The organism is Finegoldia sp. P1-F-LS (genome assembly GCF_052932205.1).
Genome location: NZ_JBRFJH010000003.1, coordinates 38,727 through 53,737, shown reverse-complemented (window position 1 = coordinate 53,737; position 15,011 = coordinate 38,727). Strand labels below are relative to the sequence as shown.

The 15,011-nt window shown below is 32.7% G+C and carries 10 protein-coding genes; 8 read left to right on the top strand and 2 right to left on the bottom strand.

What is annotated here, in order from left to right; translation table 11 throughout:
• Positions 1 to 78 precede the first annotated feature (78 nt).
• Complete coding sequence (locus ACU68Y_RS03640) at positions 79 to 429, top strand: GntR family transcriptional regulator (RefSeq protein WP_002838822.1); 351 nt, start codon at positions 79 to 81, stop codon at positions 427 to 429.
• Entirely contained in the window at positions 426 to 1,760 is a 1,335-nt protein-coding gene (locus ACU68Y_RS03635; RefSeq protein WP_446755332.1) for a PH domain-containing protein, read from the top strand. Before ACU68Y_RS03640 ends, ACU68Y_RS03635 begins: the two co-directional genes overlap by 4 nt.
• A 71-nt stretch (positions 1,761 to 1,831) precedes the next feature.
• Here the strand turns inward: ACU68Y_RS03635 and ACU68Y_RS03630 are convergent, their stop codons facing one another.
• Positions 1,832 to 3,487 (bottom strand): cell wall-binding repeat-containing protein, encoded by a 1,656-nt coding sequence (locus ACU68Y_RS03630; protein ID WP_012290371.1) that lies wholly within the window; start codon positions 3,485 to 3,487, stop codon positions 1,832 to 1,834.
• A gap of 433 nt (positions 3,488 to 3,920) precedes the next feature.
• Positions 3,921 to 5,636, bottom strand: a complete 1,716-nt coding sequence (locus ACU68Y_RS03625) for a cell wall-binding repeat-containing protein (RefSeq protein ID WP_446755331.1) — start codon at positions 5,634 to 5,636, stop codon at positions 3,921 to 3,923.
• A gap of 222 nt (positions 5,637 to 5,858) precedes the next feature.
• On the opposite strand from ACU68Y_RS03625, the gene hprK reads away from it, so the two are divergent.
• The 6 genes from hprK to ACU68Y_RS03595 all read left to right on the top strand — a co-directional run bounded on the left by hprK (position 5,859) and on the right by ACU68Y_RS03595 (position 14,639).
• On the top strand, positions 5,859 to 6,818 hold the full coding sequence (gene hprK, locus ACU68Y_RS03620) for an HPr(Ser) kinase/phosphatase (RefSeq protein ID WP_002838834.1): 960 nt from the start codon (positions 5,859 to 5,861) through the stop codon (positions 6,816 to 6,818).
• A gap of 135 nt (positions 6,819 to 6,953) precedes the next feature.
• On the top strand, positions 6,954 to 10,634 hold the full coding sequence (gene nifJ, locus ACU68Y_RS03615; RefSeq protein WP_094202534.1) for a pyruvate:ferredoxin (flavodoxin) oxidoreductase: 3,681 nt from the start codon (positions 6,954 to 6,956) through the stop codon (positions 10,632 to 10,634).
• Between the two features lie 295 nt (positions 10,635 to 10,929).
• Positions 10,930 to 12,057: an acyl-CoA dehydrogenase family protein gene (locus ACU68Y_RS03610; protein ID WP_002840605.1), complete on the top strand. Its 1,128-nt coding sequence runs from the start codon at positions 10,930 to 10,932 to the stop codon at positions 12,055 to 12,057.
• 144 nt (positions 12,058 to 12,201) lie between these two features.
• Complete coding sequence (locus ACU68Y_RS03605; RefSeq protein WP_002841387.1) at positions 12,202 to 13,029, top strand: phosphate/phosphite/phosphonate ABC transporter substrate-binding protein; 828 nt, start codon at positions 12,202 to 12,204, stop codon at positions 13,027 to 13,029.
• Positions 13,019 to 14,194 (top strand): cobalamin-independent methionine synthase II family protein, encoded by a 1,176-nt coding sequence (locus tag ACU68Y_RS03600; protein WP_094202535.1) that lies wholly within the window; start codon positions 13,019 to 13,021, stop codon positions 14,192 to 14,194. The genes ACU68Y_RS03605 and ACU68Y_RS03600 overlap by 11 nt, the downstream gene beginning before the upstream one ends.
• Complete coding sequence (locus ACU68Y_RS03595) at positions 14,187 to 14,639, top strand: OsmC family protein (protein ID WP_094202536.1); 453 nt, start codon at positions 14,187 to 14,189, stop codon at positions 14,637 to 14,639. Before ACU68Y_RS03600 ends, ACU68Y_RS03595 begins: the two co-directional genes overlap by 8 nt.
• The last annotated feature ends 372 nt before the right edge of the window (positions 14,640 to 15,011 follow it).

Below are 15,011 nucleotides of genomic sequence, written 5' to 3'. Positions count from 1 at the left end.
GATGCACTCTTTTTTCTTTGAAAAAATATTGCATTTGTGTCTAATCTGTATTATAATAACTAATACAAGGAGGACAGAATGATTAACATAAATACTACGAGTGATGTTCCGATTTACACTCAAATTCGAAACGAGATTATTAGAGAAATTGCCAGTGGAAATTTGCAAAATGGCGACGAACTTCCTTCTGTTAGACAATTTGCAAATGATTTGGGAATAAATCCTATGACAATTAGCAAGGCTTACAATATTTTGAAAGACGAAAAAATTATTGTAATAGATAGAAGAGTTGGGGCGAAGATTTGCGTGGACGAAGATTATTCACGAAATTCATTTGAAGATGAATTGAAACTACTGTTAATGGAAGCGAAAATTCGCGGCAAATCACAAAAGGATATTAAAAATATAGTGGAGGAAATTATAAAATGATTTGGCAATTTATTTTATTTTTTAGTTTGGTGTTTATTTTGTTCATCATAAGAAGAGTGAACATATATACATTGAAAATAAACGATACTTTTATGTTGTATACAAATTTTCCAAAAGGTTATGAAGATGATGAATTCATCGTCGATTTGCTGGGTAAAACTAAGAAAAAATTGAATATTTTATTTGCGGTGAGCATTGTTTTATCTTTTCTTGTGTTACTTGATTATGATTGGATAATGCTTGTGTATTACAATTTAATAGTCGTTTATCTTGTGAGTGCAAATATTATTGAATATAACGCAATGAAAGTAATACGACAATACAAAAAGGACAATGATATATCTACTGAGAGTAGTATTTTGACGTATGATTTGAAGACTTCAAGAGATATTGAAAAAAAGAAAATCAAACTAAAAGCCTGGATAATTCCACTAATGTTTCAAATCGTATTGTTGGTAGCTTTTTTCAAAAACAAAGAGATGTTTTTCGGCTACATTTTGTTGCTAGTCACAATGAGTGTGAGTACAATATTAACGGGATGGTTTTTGGGAAGGAAAAACACCAAAGTTTATTCGACTAATTCTGATGAAAACTTAAAGTTGAATGAAGAAAGCATCATAAAAGTACAACAAACAATGTATGCGATATATATTATGTTTATCGTTTTAGGATTTGTTGTAGCTTATTACTCATCAAAAGACATTTACAAGATATTTCCGATTCTTTCATACATTGTTTTGTACACGTTAGCGATAATATTGGCTCTTTTTAAATATCAAACCATAGCAAAAAACTTAACTGCGATTAATAGCGACTTGTACAATGGGGACTTCTTTGATCCGTGGGGATATTATAATCCGAAAGATGACAGGCTCATGGTTGAAGATGTAAGCGTAAGAAAAGGTAATATGACATTTAATAGGGCAAAATTATCAGGCAAAATACTATATGCATTGACTGCTGTATTATTGATTTCAGTTGAATTTTTGATGATAAGTATGAGTTTGCCGAAAACATACACTGTAGATAACACGCCAAGCACTCTTACAATCACTGAATCTGTTTATACTACTGTAATCGACAAAAAATCAATCGAAAAAGTTGAGCTAATCGAAGATATCAACAAAACAGATGGCGTTAGATTAAATGGAACATCACTAAAACACAACTCTTATGGAAAGTTTTCAATAAAAGGAATTGGAAATTGTGATGTGTACATTCATAACGACAATCCAAGAGCTATTTGGATTAAGACTCAGGATAACAAAAATCTTGTGTTTAATTTCCCAACCGTAAAAGAAACTGAAAACTTTTATAAAAACTTACGCTAAGATATGTATCTTGTGAAATAAAATAGGCAATAAAAAAAGCAATGATTCGCCGTGAATCATTGCTTTTGAATTTAACCTAATAATCTTCTTGCTGTAACAAATGTTCTTTGATAATAGCTTGAGTTGATATCTGATAAGATAACTCCTGTTGATGGGGTAGAAGCGTGGATTAATTTGTTGTTACCAACATAAATTCCAACGTGACTTATTCCGCCGCCACCTGTTGCGAAGAACATCAAATCACCTTTTTTCAAGTTTGATTTGGAAACTTTGTATCCGTAAGAAGCTTGCGCTCTTGAACTTGTGCTGATTCCAATACCATAAGCTTGCTTGTAAAGGAAAGATGTAAGTCCTGAACAGTCGAATGATCTAGGACCGTGAGTTCCCCAAACATAAGGCTTGCCTAATTGTTTGTATGCAAGTTCTACGATTTTGTCTAATTTATTAGTTTCTTCTTGAACTTGTTGTTCTTGTTTTTTAGGTAAATTTACAAGTGCGTCTACTTTTGGTTTTGCTTGTAGTGATTTACCAGCCAACAAATCTTTAATTCCATTAACTACGAAATTGTCAATTGTGTTTTTGCCACCAAATACCATTGTGTACATGATGTTTGATTTGTTTTGTTTGAAGAAAGATTCCACAGAATTTGATTTTTGTTCTTGAGTTTTGTAATCTTCATTTCTTGGAACATCCATCTTCTTAACTAGAACTATTGGTGCGTTGTATTTTTGAGCTACAGGAGATGCAGCAAGTACATCTACAAATTTCTCTCCACTAGCAACAATTGTTCTTTCAGAATTTACACCTACATGTTTTGCAACTTTTACAGATGTTTGATATCTGTCGTCTCCTGCAATTCTAGTAACTTTTGCAAGCTTGGAAAGTTCGTTTTCAACAATTTTTGAAACGGAATTTTCTCCACCTACTATAGTAATGTCTCCTAAAAGACCTTTCTTTCTGAAAGAGTTTAAGTATTCTTTGATTGATTTTGGAACTTCATTCTTTTTAACTAATAGAACTGGTGCGTTCTTTTTCTTAGCCAAAGAAGTAGAAGAAATCGAATCTGCAAAGTTTTCGCCAGAAGCGATAACCACGTTTTGTTTCTTGTTAGAAACTGGGTGAGATGTAGTAGCTGATTTTGCATTTACATCGTATCTGTCTTTGCCTTTTACTCTGATGACTTCAATTCCCAAACCATTTAATTCTTTAACTACTTTCGAACTAATAGTTTTTTCGCCACCAGTTATGTAGACTTTTTTGATGCCGTTCAAGGCTTCTTTTGTTAAGTTGTCTAGTTTGTTTGAATCAGTGTAAAGAATAGGTGATTTACCATTTGAAATATTCGTTGCACTGATTGAATCAGAAAATTCATTTGAATTTACAATTACTGCAGTATCTGCATTTTTGAATTCTTTTTCTTTGATTTTCTTAGCTGTTTCAAATCTGTTTTGTGCGTCAATTCTTTCTGTCTTGGCGCTTTTTTGTGATTTGACTTCAGCTTCTTTTTTCTCTTCTTTATTATTTTGATTTTTATTAGATATTACTTTATTATTTTCATCTAGCTTTACTTGTATTTTAGTTGTTTCAGTTTTACTTGAATTATCTAATATAGCTTTAACGTTTGTTTCTGACTTGTTATTTTCATTATCTGCAAATGAAACATTTGCTCCCAAAGATAATGATACAGCCAAAGTCATAACAAGAAGTGGCTTCTTAAAATTATTCATGTATCCTCCTAATATAATTCAATGAACAAATTTTAATTGCTCATTAAATTTGTAACCGATTTGTAACTTATTTAAATTACTCTAATAGTTTACAAGAATTTTTCATAACTTTCAAACAAATTTGACATTTATTAGCTTAATTTGCTCAATATTTGAGAAACTATGTAAAATTTGCCCAAAACTATTTACAAATCTGAAAATTTGTGAATCAATTGAAAAATAAACATCGCATAAAATAGGGAATAATTTGTAACCAATTTGTAACTTTTATAAAATTTACCAAAAACTACCGCAAAAAACTCAAATTATTAAAAAAATGTAACAAATTATAGTTTTAAAGATATTTCGTAGATTATTGTTGGGATTATTAGATTTATTATCAAAAAAGAGCAAATAAAAAGCACTGATCAATATCAGTGCTTAAGAATTTCTATTATAAGATGTAGATTTTGACGTTTCTAACTCCCCAGTTTCGAGATTGAGCGTTTGTATCCATAACTACATCAATTTTATTTCCTTTAATAGCTCCACCAGTGTCTTCTGCTGTAGCAAATCCATAGCCTTCTACATAAACTCTTGTTCTCAAAGGAATAACTCTTGGATCTACCGCGATAACACCGCGTCTAATTTTAGTTCCGATTGCTGTTACATTCCATCCACCATTTTCTCTAGGATCAGAAGTGTAGGCAGTTGATCTTACTGTGAACACTCTTTTTGCTTTTGCAAGTTGAGCTTGTAAAGAATCTACTGGTTTTTCAACTTTTTTAGTAGCTTTAGTATTTTGAGTATTGCTTTTTCTAAGTTCAGCTTTTTCTTGTTTGTACAATGCATCTGCTTTAGGTGCAGTTTTTAGACTTCTTCCTTGTAACAAATCAGCTATTGATGATGATACGAAATCAGAAATTGAGTGATTTCCTTCGCAAACAATAACTTGGTCTAGGGATTTGTTGTTTTTGAAGAATGATTCCATAGATGAATGTTTATCAACTGAAGCATAGTCACTCGTTCTTGTAACATCATTTGGTTTTGTTAATATTAATGATGCGTTTAATTTCGCTGCAACTGGTGACATTAATAATGCATCGTTGTAACCATTACCTTCAACTACGATTGCACGTTTTGCATTAGGGTTAACTTGTTTTGCAACTTTTACATTCGTAGAATATCTGTCAGATCCAGCAATTCTATCAACATTATTGCTTAATGATCTTAAAAATGCTTCTACTTTTTTTGAAACTGAGTTTTCTCCACCTACAATTGTAATACTTCCGATTGCATTGTTTTTCTTCAATGAATACAAATAATTTTTGATAGGGGATGTAACTTCATTCTTAGTTACGAAAAGTATAGGTGCTTTCTTGTTTTGTGCTAATGTTGCAGAATTGATTGCATCGCTATGTTTTTCACCCGATGTTATAAGTATATTTGTTTTTTGTTTTGTATTTGGATTATGTGTTTTTTCAGCAACTTTTGCATTAACTTCATATCTATCGTGTCCAGAAATTCTTTCAACTATTATTCCCAAATTCTTTAGTTGATTAACTACCGAACTATTTATAGACTTTTCTCCACCTAAGATGTAAACTTTTCTAGGCTTGTTAGATTTTAAGTTTTTTAATGTCGTACTATCTAATGAGTTTGATTTTGTAAATAGTATTGGAGTGTTACCTCTTGACAATGAAACAGCAGATAATGAATCTACAAATGTAGAGCTATTTGTCAAAATAACTGTATTTGATTCTGAAAAATATTCATCTCTTATATTAGTAGCTGTTTCAAACTTGCTTGATGAAGTTATTTTCTTAACATCAGCTTTTTTCGCTGCTTTTACTTCAGCAGGTTTTTTCAAAAGTTCTTTTGAATCTTCAAAGCCCTCAGTTAAATCTTCTTTTGTAGTTTCGTTTTTATTTCCTTTTTCATTATTTTCTTCAGTATTTTGTGCACCATTGGATTTGATGGAATCCTCTGCATTCACATTTTCTTGATCTTTAATTATAGTTTGCAAATTTGTAGTGTGATTTAAAGCGTCATGTTTTACTTCTTCCACAAGCTTTGTATTGTCAACATCAGCAAATGAAGAAGTTGCATTTAAAGCAGAAAAGGTAAACATTAATCCCATCACTAACAATGGTTTTTTAAGATTGTTCATTTTTCCTCCTGAGTTTACGATTAAAATATTTAATCTGCAAATTTAATATAATATATTGTAACACATTTGTAACCTGTTGTAACTTTTTTGTAACAAATTAGGCTAGAAAAACGTTAAATATTACAAAAATGTAATATTCGAATCACATTTTAATAAAATTATCTCTTCAATAATTTGCGTATAAATAGATTAGAATATAAAATATAATAAGGAGGGAAACTTATGAAAACTGTAAAATTAAGTGCGGTCGTAAAAAAATTGGACCTGCATGTTGTAAGAACAAGCTCTGATTACGAAACAATTGAAATTAATAACTCTGAGATTAACAGACCAGGTTTGCAATTATCTGGTTTTTTGGAAGAATTTCCTTACAGAAGAATTCAACTGTTCGGTAAGGCAGAACTTGCTTATTATAAAGCGATGGATATGGAGCTAAGAATTGAAAGAGTAAGAGCAATGATGGAATATGATATTCCTTGTATTGTGTTTTCTCATTATGCTCAAATTCCTGAAGAAGTTAGAAAACTAGCTGATGAATACGACAAAACATTGTTGATTTCAGACAGAACTACAACAAGGTTAATATCAGCTTTGGATGAAGTACTGGAATATTTCTTAAGTGAAGAAGACACTATTCATGCTTCTTTATTGGATGTATTTGGTATGGGCGTTTTGTTGATGGGAGATAGTTCTGTAGGCAAAAGCGAAACAGCTTTAGATTTGGTTACAAGAGGCCACAGACTTATAGCTGATGATGTTGTTGAAATCAGAAAAATCGAAAAAGGTTTGTTGGCACAAGCTCCTCTTAACATTAGACACTATTTGGAAGTAAGAGGTCTTGGAATTTTAGATATTCAAAGATTATACGGCACAGGTTCTGTAAGATTGACTACATTTATAGATTTGGTTATCAGACTTGAAAAATGGCAAGACGACAAAGAATACGACAGGATTGGACTAGACGATCACACTACTGAACTTTTGGGGGTTGAACTTCCGTATCTTGAAGTTCCAGTTAAACCAGGAAGAAATATCGCTATGATTGTAGAGGTTGCAGTCAGAAATCAAAGACAAAAACTTTTGGGCTATAACGCTGCACAAGAGTTAAATAATAAGTTAATTGCCAATATGAAAAAAGATACTGAAGAACATAGAAAACAGTTAAAAAATAACAAAAAATAATTTTGTATTAAATTTTTTTTCATGAAGTTTGTTATTCTTGCATTGAAAAAATTATTGAGTTATAATAACTGTTGGAGCGGTTTTATCCGTTTTAATTTATACAATTTATTTATTTATATATAGGGGGTTAAATAAATGGCAAAACACATGAAAACCATGGATGGAAATACAGCCGCAGCTCACGTAGCGTATGCATTTTCAGATGTGGCAACTATTTATCCAATTACTCCATCATCACCAATGCCGGAAGCAATTGATGTTTGGGCAGCAGATGGACGTAAGAATTTATTCGGTGAAACAGTACAAGTAACTGAATTACAATCAGAAGGTGGAGCAGCTGGTTCAGTACACGGGGCTTTAGTTGCAGGGGCTTTGGCATCTACATTTACAGCATCACAAGGTTTATTGTTGATGGTACCAAATATGTACAAGATTGCCGGAGAAAACTTACCTGGTGTATTCCACGTATCAGCAAGAGCTTTAGCATCACATGCACTTAGCATTTTCGGTGACCACCAAGACGTTATGGCAGCAAGACAAACAGGTTTTGCATTGTTGTGTTCAGGTTCTGTTCAAGAAGTTATGGACTTAGCAGCAGTAGCACATCTTTCTGCTATTAAAGGAAAAGTACCATTCTTACACTTCTTCGACGGTTTCAGAACTAGTCACGAAATCCAAAAAATCGAAGTTATGGACTATGAAGATTTGGCAAAAATCGTTGATTGGAAAGCTATTGATGAATTCAGAAGAAATGCATTAAATCCAGAAAACCCTAAGACAATGGGTACAGCTGAAAATCCTGACGTTTATTTCCAAGGTATGGAAGCATCTAATACATACTATGAAGATATCGTTGGTATTACTGAAGAATATATCAATGAAATTAACAAGATTACAGGCAGAAACTACGGATTATTCAACTACTATGGTGCAGAAGATGCTGAAAATATTATAGTAGCTATGGGTTCAGTAACTGAAACAATCGAAGAAACTGTTGATTATTTAGTTTCTAAGGGAGAAAAAGTCGGAGTATTAAAAGTTCACTTATACAGACCATTCTCTAAAGAACATTTCTTAAATGCTATTCCAAAAACAGTTAAGAAGATCGCAGTTTTAGATAGAACTAAAGAAAAAGGTTCATTAGGAGAACCTCTATATCTTGATGTTAGAGATTGTTTCTACGATCATGAAAATAAACCAGTTATCGTTGGTGGTATCTACGGTTTAGGTTCAAAAGACACAACTCCAACTCACATCAACACAGTTTACGAAAACTTAAAACAAGATCAACCAAGAACACAATTTACTATCGGTATAGTAGATGATGTTACTCATAGATCATTAGAAGTAAAAGATGTTATCAACACTTCACCTGAAGGAACTATCAGATGTAAATTCTGGGGATTCGGTTCTGATGGTACAGTAGGTGCTAACAAATCAGCAATCAAGATTATTGGTGATGGTACTGACATGTACGCTCAAGGTTACTTCGATTATGACTCTAAAAAATCTGGTGGGGTTACAATGTCTCACTTAAGATTTGGTAACAATCCAATCCACTCAACTTACCTATTAGATGAATCAGACTTCATTTCTTGTTCAAAACAAGCTTATGTATATCAATATGATTTATTAAGAGGTTTAAGAAAAGGTGGTACATTCTTATTAAACTGTATCTGGGATGAAAAAGAATTAGACACTCACCTTCCAGGTAAATTAAAGAAATATATCGCTGAAAACGACATTAAATTCTACACAATCAACGCTTCTAAAATTGCAGCAGAAGTAGGATTGGGCGGAAGAACTAACATGATTATGCAAGCTGCATTCTTCAAATTATCTAAAGTATTACCTATAGATGAAGCTATTAAGAAATTAAAAGAATCTATAGTTCATAACTACGGAAGAAAAGGTGAAGATATTGTAAACATGAACTACGCTGCAGTAGATCAAGGTATCGATCAACTTGTAGAAATCAAAGTTCCAGCTGAATGGAAAAATGCTGAAGAAGACGTTGAAAAAGACGCTAACCTTCCAGAATTCGTAAAAGAAGTTGCAAGTGTAATGAACGCACAACAAGGTAATGATTTACCAGTATCTGCATTCAAAGACAGAGCAAATGGTGAATTCCCAATGGGAACTTCAGCTTACGAAAAGAGATGTATCGCTCTTAACGTTCCAGAATGGCAAATGGATAAATGTATTCAATGTAACCAATGTGCTTATGTATGTCCACACGCAGTTATCAGACCATTCTTATTAAACGAAGAAGATAGAAAGAATGCTCCTGAAACATTCGAAAGCAAAAAAGCAGTTGGTAAAGGATTTGAAGATTTAACATTCAGAATCCAAGTTTCACCAGCAGACTGTACAGGTTGCGGTAACTGTGCTGATGTATGTCCAGCAAAAGAAAAAGCATTAATAATGAAACCTTTCGAAGAACAACATATTGCACAAAAAGACAACTGGACTTATGCTGTAGAAAAAGTTGGATACAAAGAAGACTTAATGCCAGCAGAAAAAACAGTTAAAGGCTCACAATTCCAACAACCATTATTTGAATTCTCTGGAGCTTGTGCTGGTTGTGGAGAAACTCCATACGCTAAATTAATCACTCAATTATATGGAGATAGAATGCTTATAGCTAACGCTACAGGTTGTTCATCAATCTGGGGTGCAAGTGCTCCTTCAACTCCTTACTGCACAAACGCTGAAGGTAAAGGACCAGCTTGGGCTAACTCATTATTCGAAGACAACGCTGAATACGGATATGGTATGCACTTAGCTATCAAGAAGATTAGATTACAATTAAAAGAAAAAATGCAAGCATTCTTAGACTTGAACATTGAAAGTCCATTGAATGCACCATTCAAGAAATTTATTGAAAACATGGACGATGTAGCTACATCAAAAGCATGTGCAGCAGAAATCTTACAACACTTAGATGACAATACAAACAACGAAGAAGCTGAAGAATTATTGAAATATATAAGAACAGACAGAGACTTCTTAATTAAGAAATCTGTATGGATCTTCGGTGGAGACGGTTGGGCTTACGATATCGGATACGGCGGATTGGATCACGTATTAGCATCAGGTGAAAACATCAACGTTATGGTATTCGATACAGAAGTTTACTCAAACACTGGTGGACAAGCTTCTAAGTCAACTCCAACAGCTGCTGTAGCACAATTTGCTGCAAGTGGTAAAAAAGTTAGAAAGAAAGATTTAGGTTTAATGGCATCAACTTACGGATACGTATACGTAGCACAAATCGCTATGGGTGCAAACCAAAATCAAACATTAAAAGCTATAAGAGAAGCTGAAGAATATAATGGACCATCATTAATCATCGCTTACTCACCATGTATCAACCACGGTATTAAAGCTGGTATGGGTAAGAGCCAACGTCAAGAAAAATTAGCTGTAGAAGCTGGTTACTGGCACTTATACAGATTCGATCCAACTCTTGCAGAAGAAGGAAAGAATCCATTCCAATTAGACTCTAAAGAACCAACTGGATCATTCCAAGACTTCATCAGAGGAGAAGTAAGATACTTGTCATTACAAAAATCATTCCCTGAACAAGCTGAAGAATTATTCCAAGAAGCTGAAAGAGATGCTAAGGAAAGATACAACACTTACAAGAGAATGGCAGAAATGGATTATTCTAACTCAGTAGAAAATACAGAATCTGCAGAAAAAGAAGAAAACCTTGAAAAAGAAGGTAAAAAAGTTGAATCTGTAGAAAAAGCTAAGGAAGAAGAAGGCGCAAAGAAAAAAGACGTCGTAAATCCAAATTCTACAAATAGATAATAGAACAAAAACACTGTGAGAAAATCTTGCAGTGTTTTTTATTGCAAAAATTTAATAATTCAAATAATCATTTATAGAAATTTCCTATAAATAATTTAAAAATTAAAAACGTTGAATTTTCGATGAAAAAAGGACTAAAAAAATTAATAATTTTTCTAAATTTTTAAAAATCGAACGAAAATCGTAGGATTTATAGAAAGTTTAAATAAATGGGCAAAATTTAACAATTTGTGTAGTTTTCTTACAGAATAAGTGATAATATAAATATGAACTATATAAACTTTAGGAGGGTTTTATGAATTTTTACGAAGAATCAAGAAAATTTGCATTGGAACATGTTGAACCATATGCAAAGAGATCAGATGAAGAAGGTAGATTTCCTGTAGAATCATTTGAAGAAATGGGAAAAGCTGGCTATTTCAAATTACTTATTCCAGAAGAAATGGGTGGTTTAGGAAAAACTGCTGTTGAACATCAACAAGCTGTTTTGGCATTTGCTGAAAGCAACCCAACTGCTGGCCTTTGTTACATGATGCACAACGTAGCATTAATGACAGTACTTACTAATGGCAACGAAGAATTAAAGAAAAAAGTTGTAAAAGACATAGTTGAAAACAACAAATTCATGGCTTTAGCATATTCTGAATTTGGAACTGGTACTCACTTCTATATTCCAGAAATCAAAGTTACTAAAGATGGTGGAAAATTCGTATTCAACGGAACAAAATCAATGGTTACAAGTGCAACTCATGCAAGCTATTATTTAATTTTGACTCCATCAACAGAAAAAGAAGGAGACATCAACAACTGGTTAATTCCATTAGAAGCTGAAGGATTAGAATTCAAGATGAGTCATTGGAAAGGTATTGGAATGAAAGGTAATGTTTCATGTCCAATGACTATGACAGATGTTAAATTAGACGAAGTTAACAGAATCGGTGAAGAAGGTTCAGGTGTGGACCAAGTATTCAACGTAGTAGCTCCATATTTCATCCTAGGTTTAGCAAGTGTATACACTGGATTAAACTTAAGATTATCAAAAATTACAAATGACTATGCATTAAAGAGAAAATATCCATCAGGACAATGTTTAGCTAATATTGAAACAGTACAAGTTCACTTAGCTAAGATTTACGCTAACGGAATGAGTGCAAAAGCTCTTACAGAATTAGCAGCAAGATCATTAGTTGATGGTGAAGCTGATGCAGTATGCAAGATTATCGCAGCAAGAGTTTGTGCTATCGAAAATGCAATTGAATCTTCAACACTTGCAATGAGAGTTGGCGGCGGAAAGACTTACAACTGTGCATCTGAAATCCAAAGATTAATGAGAGATGCTTACGCTGGACAAATTATGGCTCCATCACTAGACGTTCTTAATGTTTGGTTAGGAAAAGCTATCACAGGTCAACCACTTTTATAATATTGTAAATTTATCGGAATTTATGAACAGTAAAGTTTTTGCTTACAAACAAATATTCTAACTGTTTGTAAGTTCCGATTTTTATTTGGATTTTCTAGAAAAATTTTATAAAATATATTAGTAGATATTTTTAGGAGGAATTAAATGAAAAAATTAAAAGTAGGTGCGGTTATTTACGCTCCAAGAGTAACAGTTATATGGGATTTAATTACAAAATTCTACGAAGAAAATGGCGCTGAAATCGAAGCAGTATTCTTCAAAGACTACAAATTACAAGTAGATGCTTTAATGAATGGCGAAATCGATGCAGCTTGGAACTCTCCATTAGCACAATTAGATGCTCACTTGAGATCTGAAGGAAAAGAAAAAATCGGATGTATGAGAGATACAGATAGAGATAGAAAAACTTATCTTGTAGTTAAAAAAGGAAAATTCGAAAATATTTCTGATTTAAAAGGCAAGACAATAGGATTTGGAGCTATTGATTCTCCACAAGCAAGACTTATTCCTATTAACTTCTTACACAACAATGGTTTGGAATTTGGAAAAGACTACACTGACAAGAGATTTGATATCGGTGTTGGTTTACATGGAGACCACGTTGGTGGAGAAAAAGACAGCATGATGGCTATGGTAAATGGTGAAGTTGATGCAACATTCTGCTTAGATTTAAACTATGATGCATGGATTAGCGATGGTACAATTGACAAAAACGAAGTTGAAGTATTAGCTAAGACTGATTATTTTGATCACTGTGTATTCACATTTACTCCAGAAACTTCTGATGAAGACATTAAAGCATTTGATGATATTATGTTCAAGATGGATTACAATAACGAAAGAGATAAAGAAATCATGGATCTTGAAGGTTTGAAACAATGGGTTCCTGGAAGAAGAGATGGTTTCAAACAAATTACAGAAGCTAATGAATATTTAGGAAATTTCATAAAGGAATACAATAGTGAACAATAAATTATTCAAGACCTCTTTGATAGGATCTATGCCAAGAGGAAATGAAATATTGAAAGCTCGTAGGATGTTAAAGGCTAATATGATTAGCCTTTCTGACTACGAACAAATGGTATACGATAAGACCAAAGAAGTTGTACAATTACAAGAAGATTTGGACATTGATGTAATTACAAGTGGAGAAATTGAAAGAGACAATTATGTTTCTTTTATCTCTGAAAAGCTTGGCGGCGTAACTCAAATGAGCATGGCAGAAATGCTAGATTATGTCGATGATAAAAGAGAATTCGAAAATATTTTGACGACATTGGATGTTCCAGCTACATCAATTAAAAATGCTATTTGCACTGGAAAATTGGAATACAAAGGAGACATTGTATCAAAAGAATTAAAGCTTTTGAAATCTTTGACTGATAAGCCTGTTAAGATTACAATGCCAGGCCCTTACTTGGTTACAAGAAGTATGTGGCTTGCAAATGTAAGCTCAAAATACTACGATAGTAAGGAAGCTTTGGGTGAAGATGTAATAGACATTTACAAGAAAGAAATCAAAAATCTTCAAGAAATCGGAGTAGATGTAATCCAATTCGACGAACCAGTTCTTACAGAAATTGTGTTCACTGAGGGAAGACCTAGAACGTTCATGTGTGCATCATTGTCTACTAGAAAAGATCCAACTGAAGAATTGAAATTTGCCACTCATTTGATAAAAAGCGTAATGGATAGTGTCGATAGGGACAAATCTATCTGTTCACTTCACGTGTGTCGTGGTAACTGGAGTAAGAATGAAAGCATCTTATTGACAGGACCTTATACTCCGCTTTTGGATTTATTTGCAGATATCAATGCAGATTTGTTGGCATTAGAATTTTCAACTCCAAGAGCTGGAGAATTAAAAGCATTACTAGCTGATGAAAGAATCAACAACAAAATGATTTTGGGACTTGGAGTGTTAAATCCTAGATTGGATGACAAAGAAGACACAGATGGAATCTACAAAAGAGCCAAGGAAGCTCTCACATTTATAGACAAAGATAAATTGTGGCTAAATCCAGACTGTGGGTTTGCAACATTCTCCAACAGACCAGTAAATGAATACGACCACATAAGAGAAAAATTACAATCAATGATTGATGCTAGAAATAAATTGAGGAAAGAATATGAATGATGATATAAATTCATTCCAAAAGAGTTTCAGAGCTATTGTATCCGATGATTTGGTTAAAGTTTACAACGAAAAATCATGTATTCCAGTGGACTCATCTATTTCATTTGATTCAGAAAAAGAAGAATTCACATCAATTGATTTCTTCGTAAGCTCCATCGTTTCAGAATTGATTTTAACAATGATGAGGGTTGCGAAGAAAAGAAATACTATATTACAAGATATCGAAGCTAAGGTGAATTTAGATATCGATAATCCAATGTATTTGTTGAATGTTATTGGTTTTGAAGATAAGAGTATTATCAATAAAATTGACATCGACATTTATTTCTTCTCATTTTATGAAGGAGAAGAACTACAAGAGTTTTTGGATGAAGTTTTGAATAGAACTTTAATTTATAATTCCATAAAAAATTTAGTAAATGTCAATTTTAAAACTGTTTTATAACTTGCAAATTATTTTAATTGTGATATAATATTAGAAAATATTTAAAAATATTAAATTCAATAGATAAGATAGTAGTATAAATGAAACTTCAAGAGAGGAAATGGTTGGTGTGAATTTCTAAGGGAAGTTTATATGAATGGGGTTATCTGATTTTTGAATGAAAGCTAGTAGTTCAAAAAGTGATTCTCACTTTACAGGGATAGGATATGGAAGTATCTGAAAGAGATGTGTACATTTTTGTACATAAATTAGGATGGTAACGCGAGTTTTGACACTTGTTCCTTTTGAGGAACAGGTGTTTTTTTATTATAAAGGCAGGTGAGTGTAATGAAATGAACTTCTGAAATGAATTTGCAAGAAAAATATATTAAG

What these genes read in the sequence shown, in the direction of transcription:
- ACU68Y_RS03640 (WP_002838822.1), top strand. Translation starts at nt 79, where the DNA reads ATGATTAACATAAATACTACGAGTGATGTTCCGATTTACACTCAAATT.
- ACU68Y_RS03635 (WP_446755332.1), top strand. Translation starts at nt 426, where the DNA reads ATGATTTGGCAATTTATTTTATTTTTTAGTTTGGTGTTTATTTTGTTC.
- ACU68Y_RS03630 (WP_012290371.1), bottom strand. Translation starts at nt 3,487, where the DNA reads ATGAATAATTTTAAGAAGCCACTTCTTGTTATGACTTTGGCTGTATCA.
- ACU68Y_RS03625 (WP_446755331.1), bottom strand. Translation starts at nt 5,636, where the DNA reads ATGAACAATCTTAAAAAACCATTGTTAGTGATGGGATTAATGTTTACC.
- hprK (WP_002838834.1), top strand. Translation starts at nt 5,859, where the DNA reads ATGAAAACTGTAAAATTAAGTGCGGTCGTAAAAAAATTGGACCTGCAT.
- nifJ (WP_094202534.1), top strand. Translation starts at nt 6,954, where the DNA reads ATGGCAAAACACATGAAAACCATGGATGGAAATACAGCCGCAGCTCAC.
- ACU68Y_RS03610 (WP_002840605.1), top strand. Translation starts at nt 10,930, where the DNA reads ATGAATTTTTACGAAGAATCAAGAAAATTTGCATTGGAACATGTTGAA.
- ACU68Y_RS03605 (WP_002841387.1), top strand. Translation starts at nt 12,202, where the DNA reads ATGAAAAAATTAAAAGTAGGTGCGGTTATTTACGCTCCAAGAGTAACA.
- ACU68Y_RS03595 (WP_094202536.1), top strand. Translation starts at nt 14,187, where the DNA reads ATGAATGATGATATAAATTCATTCCAAAAGAGTTTCAGAGCTATTGTA.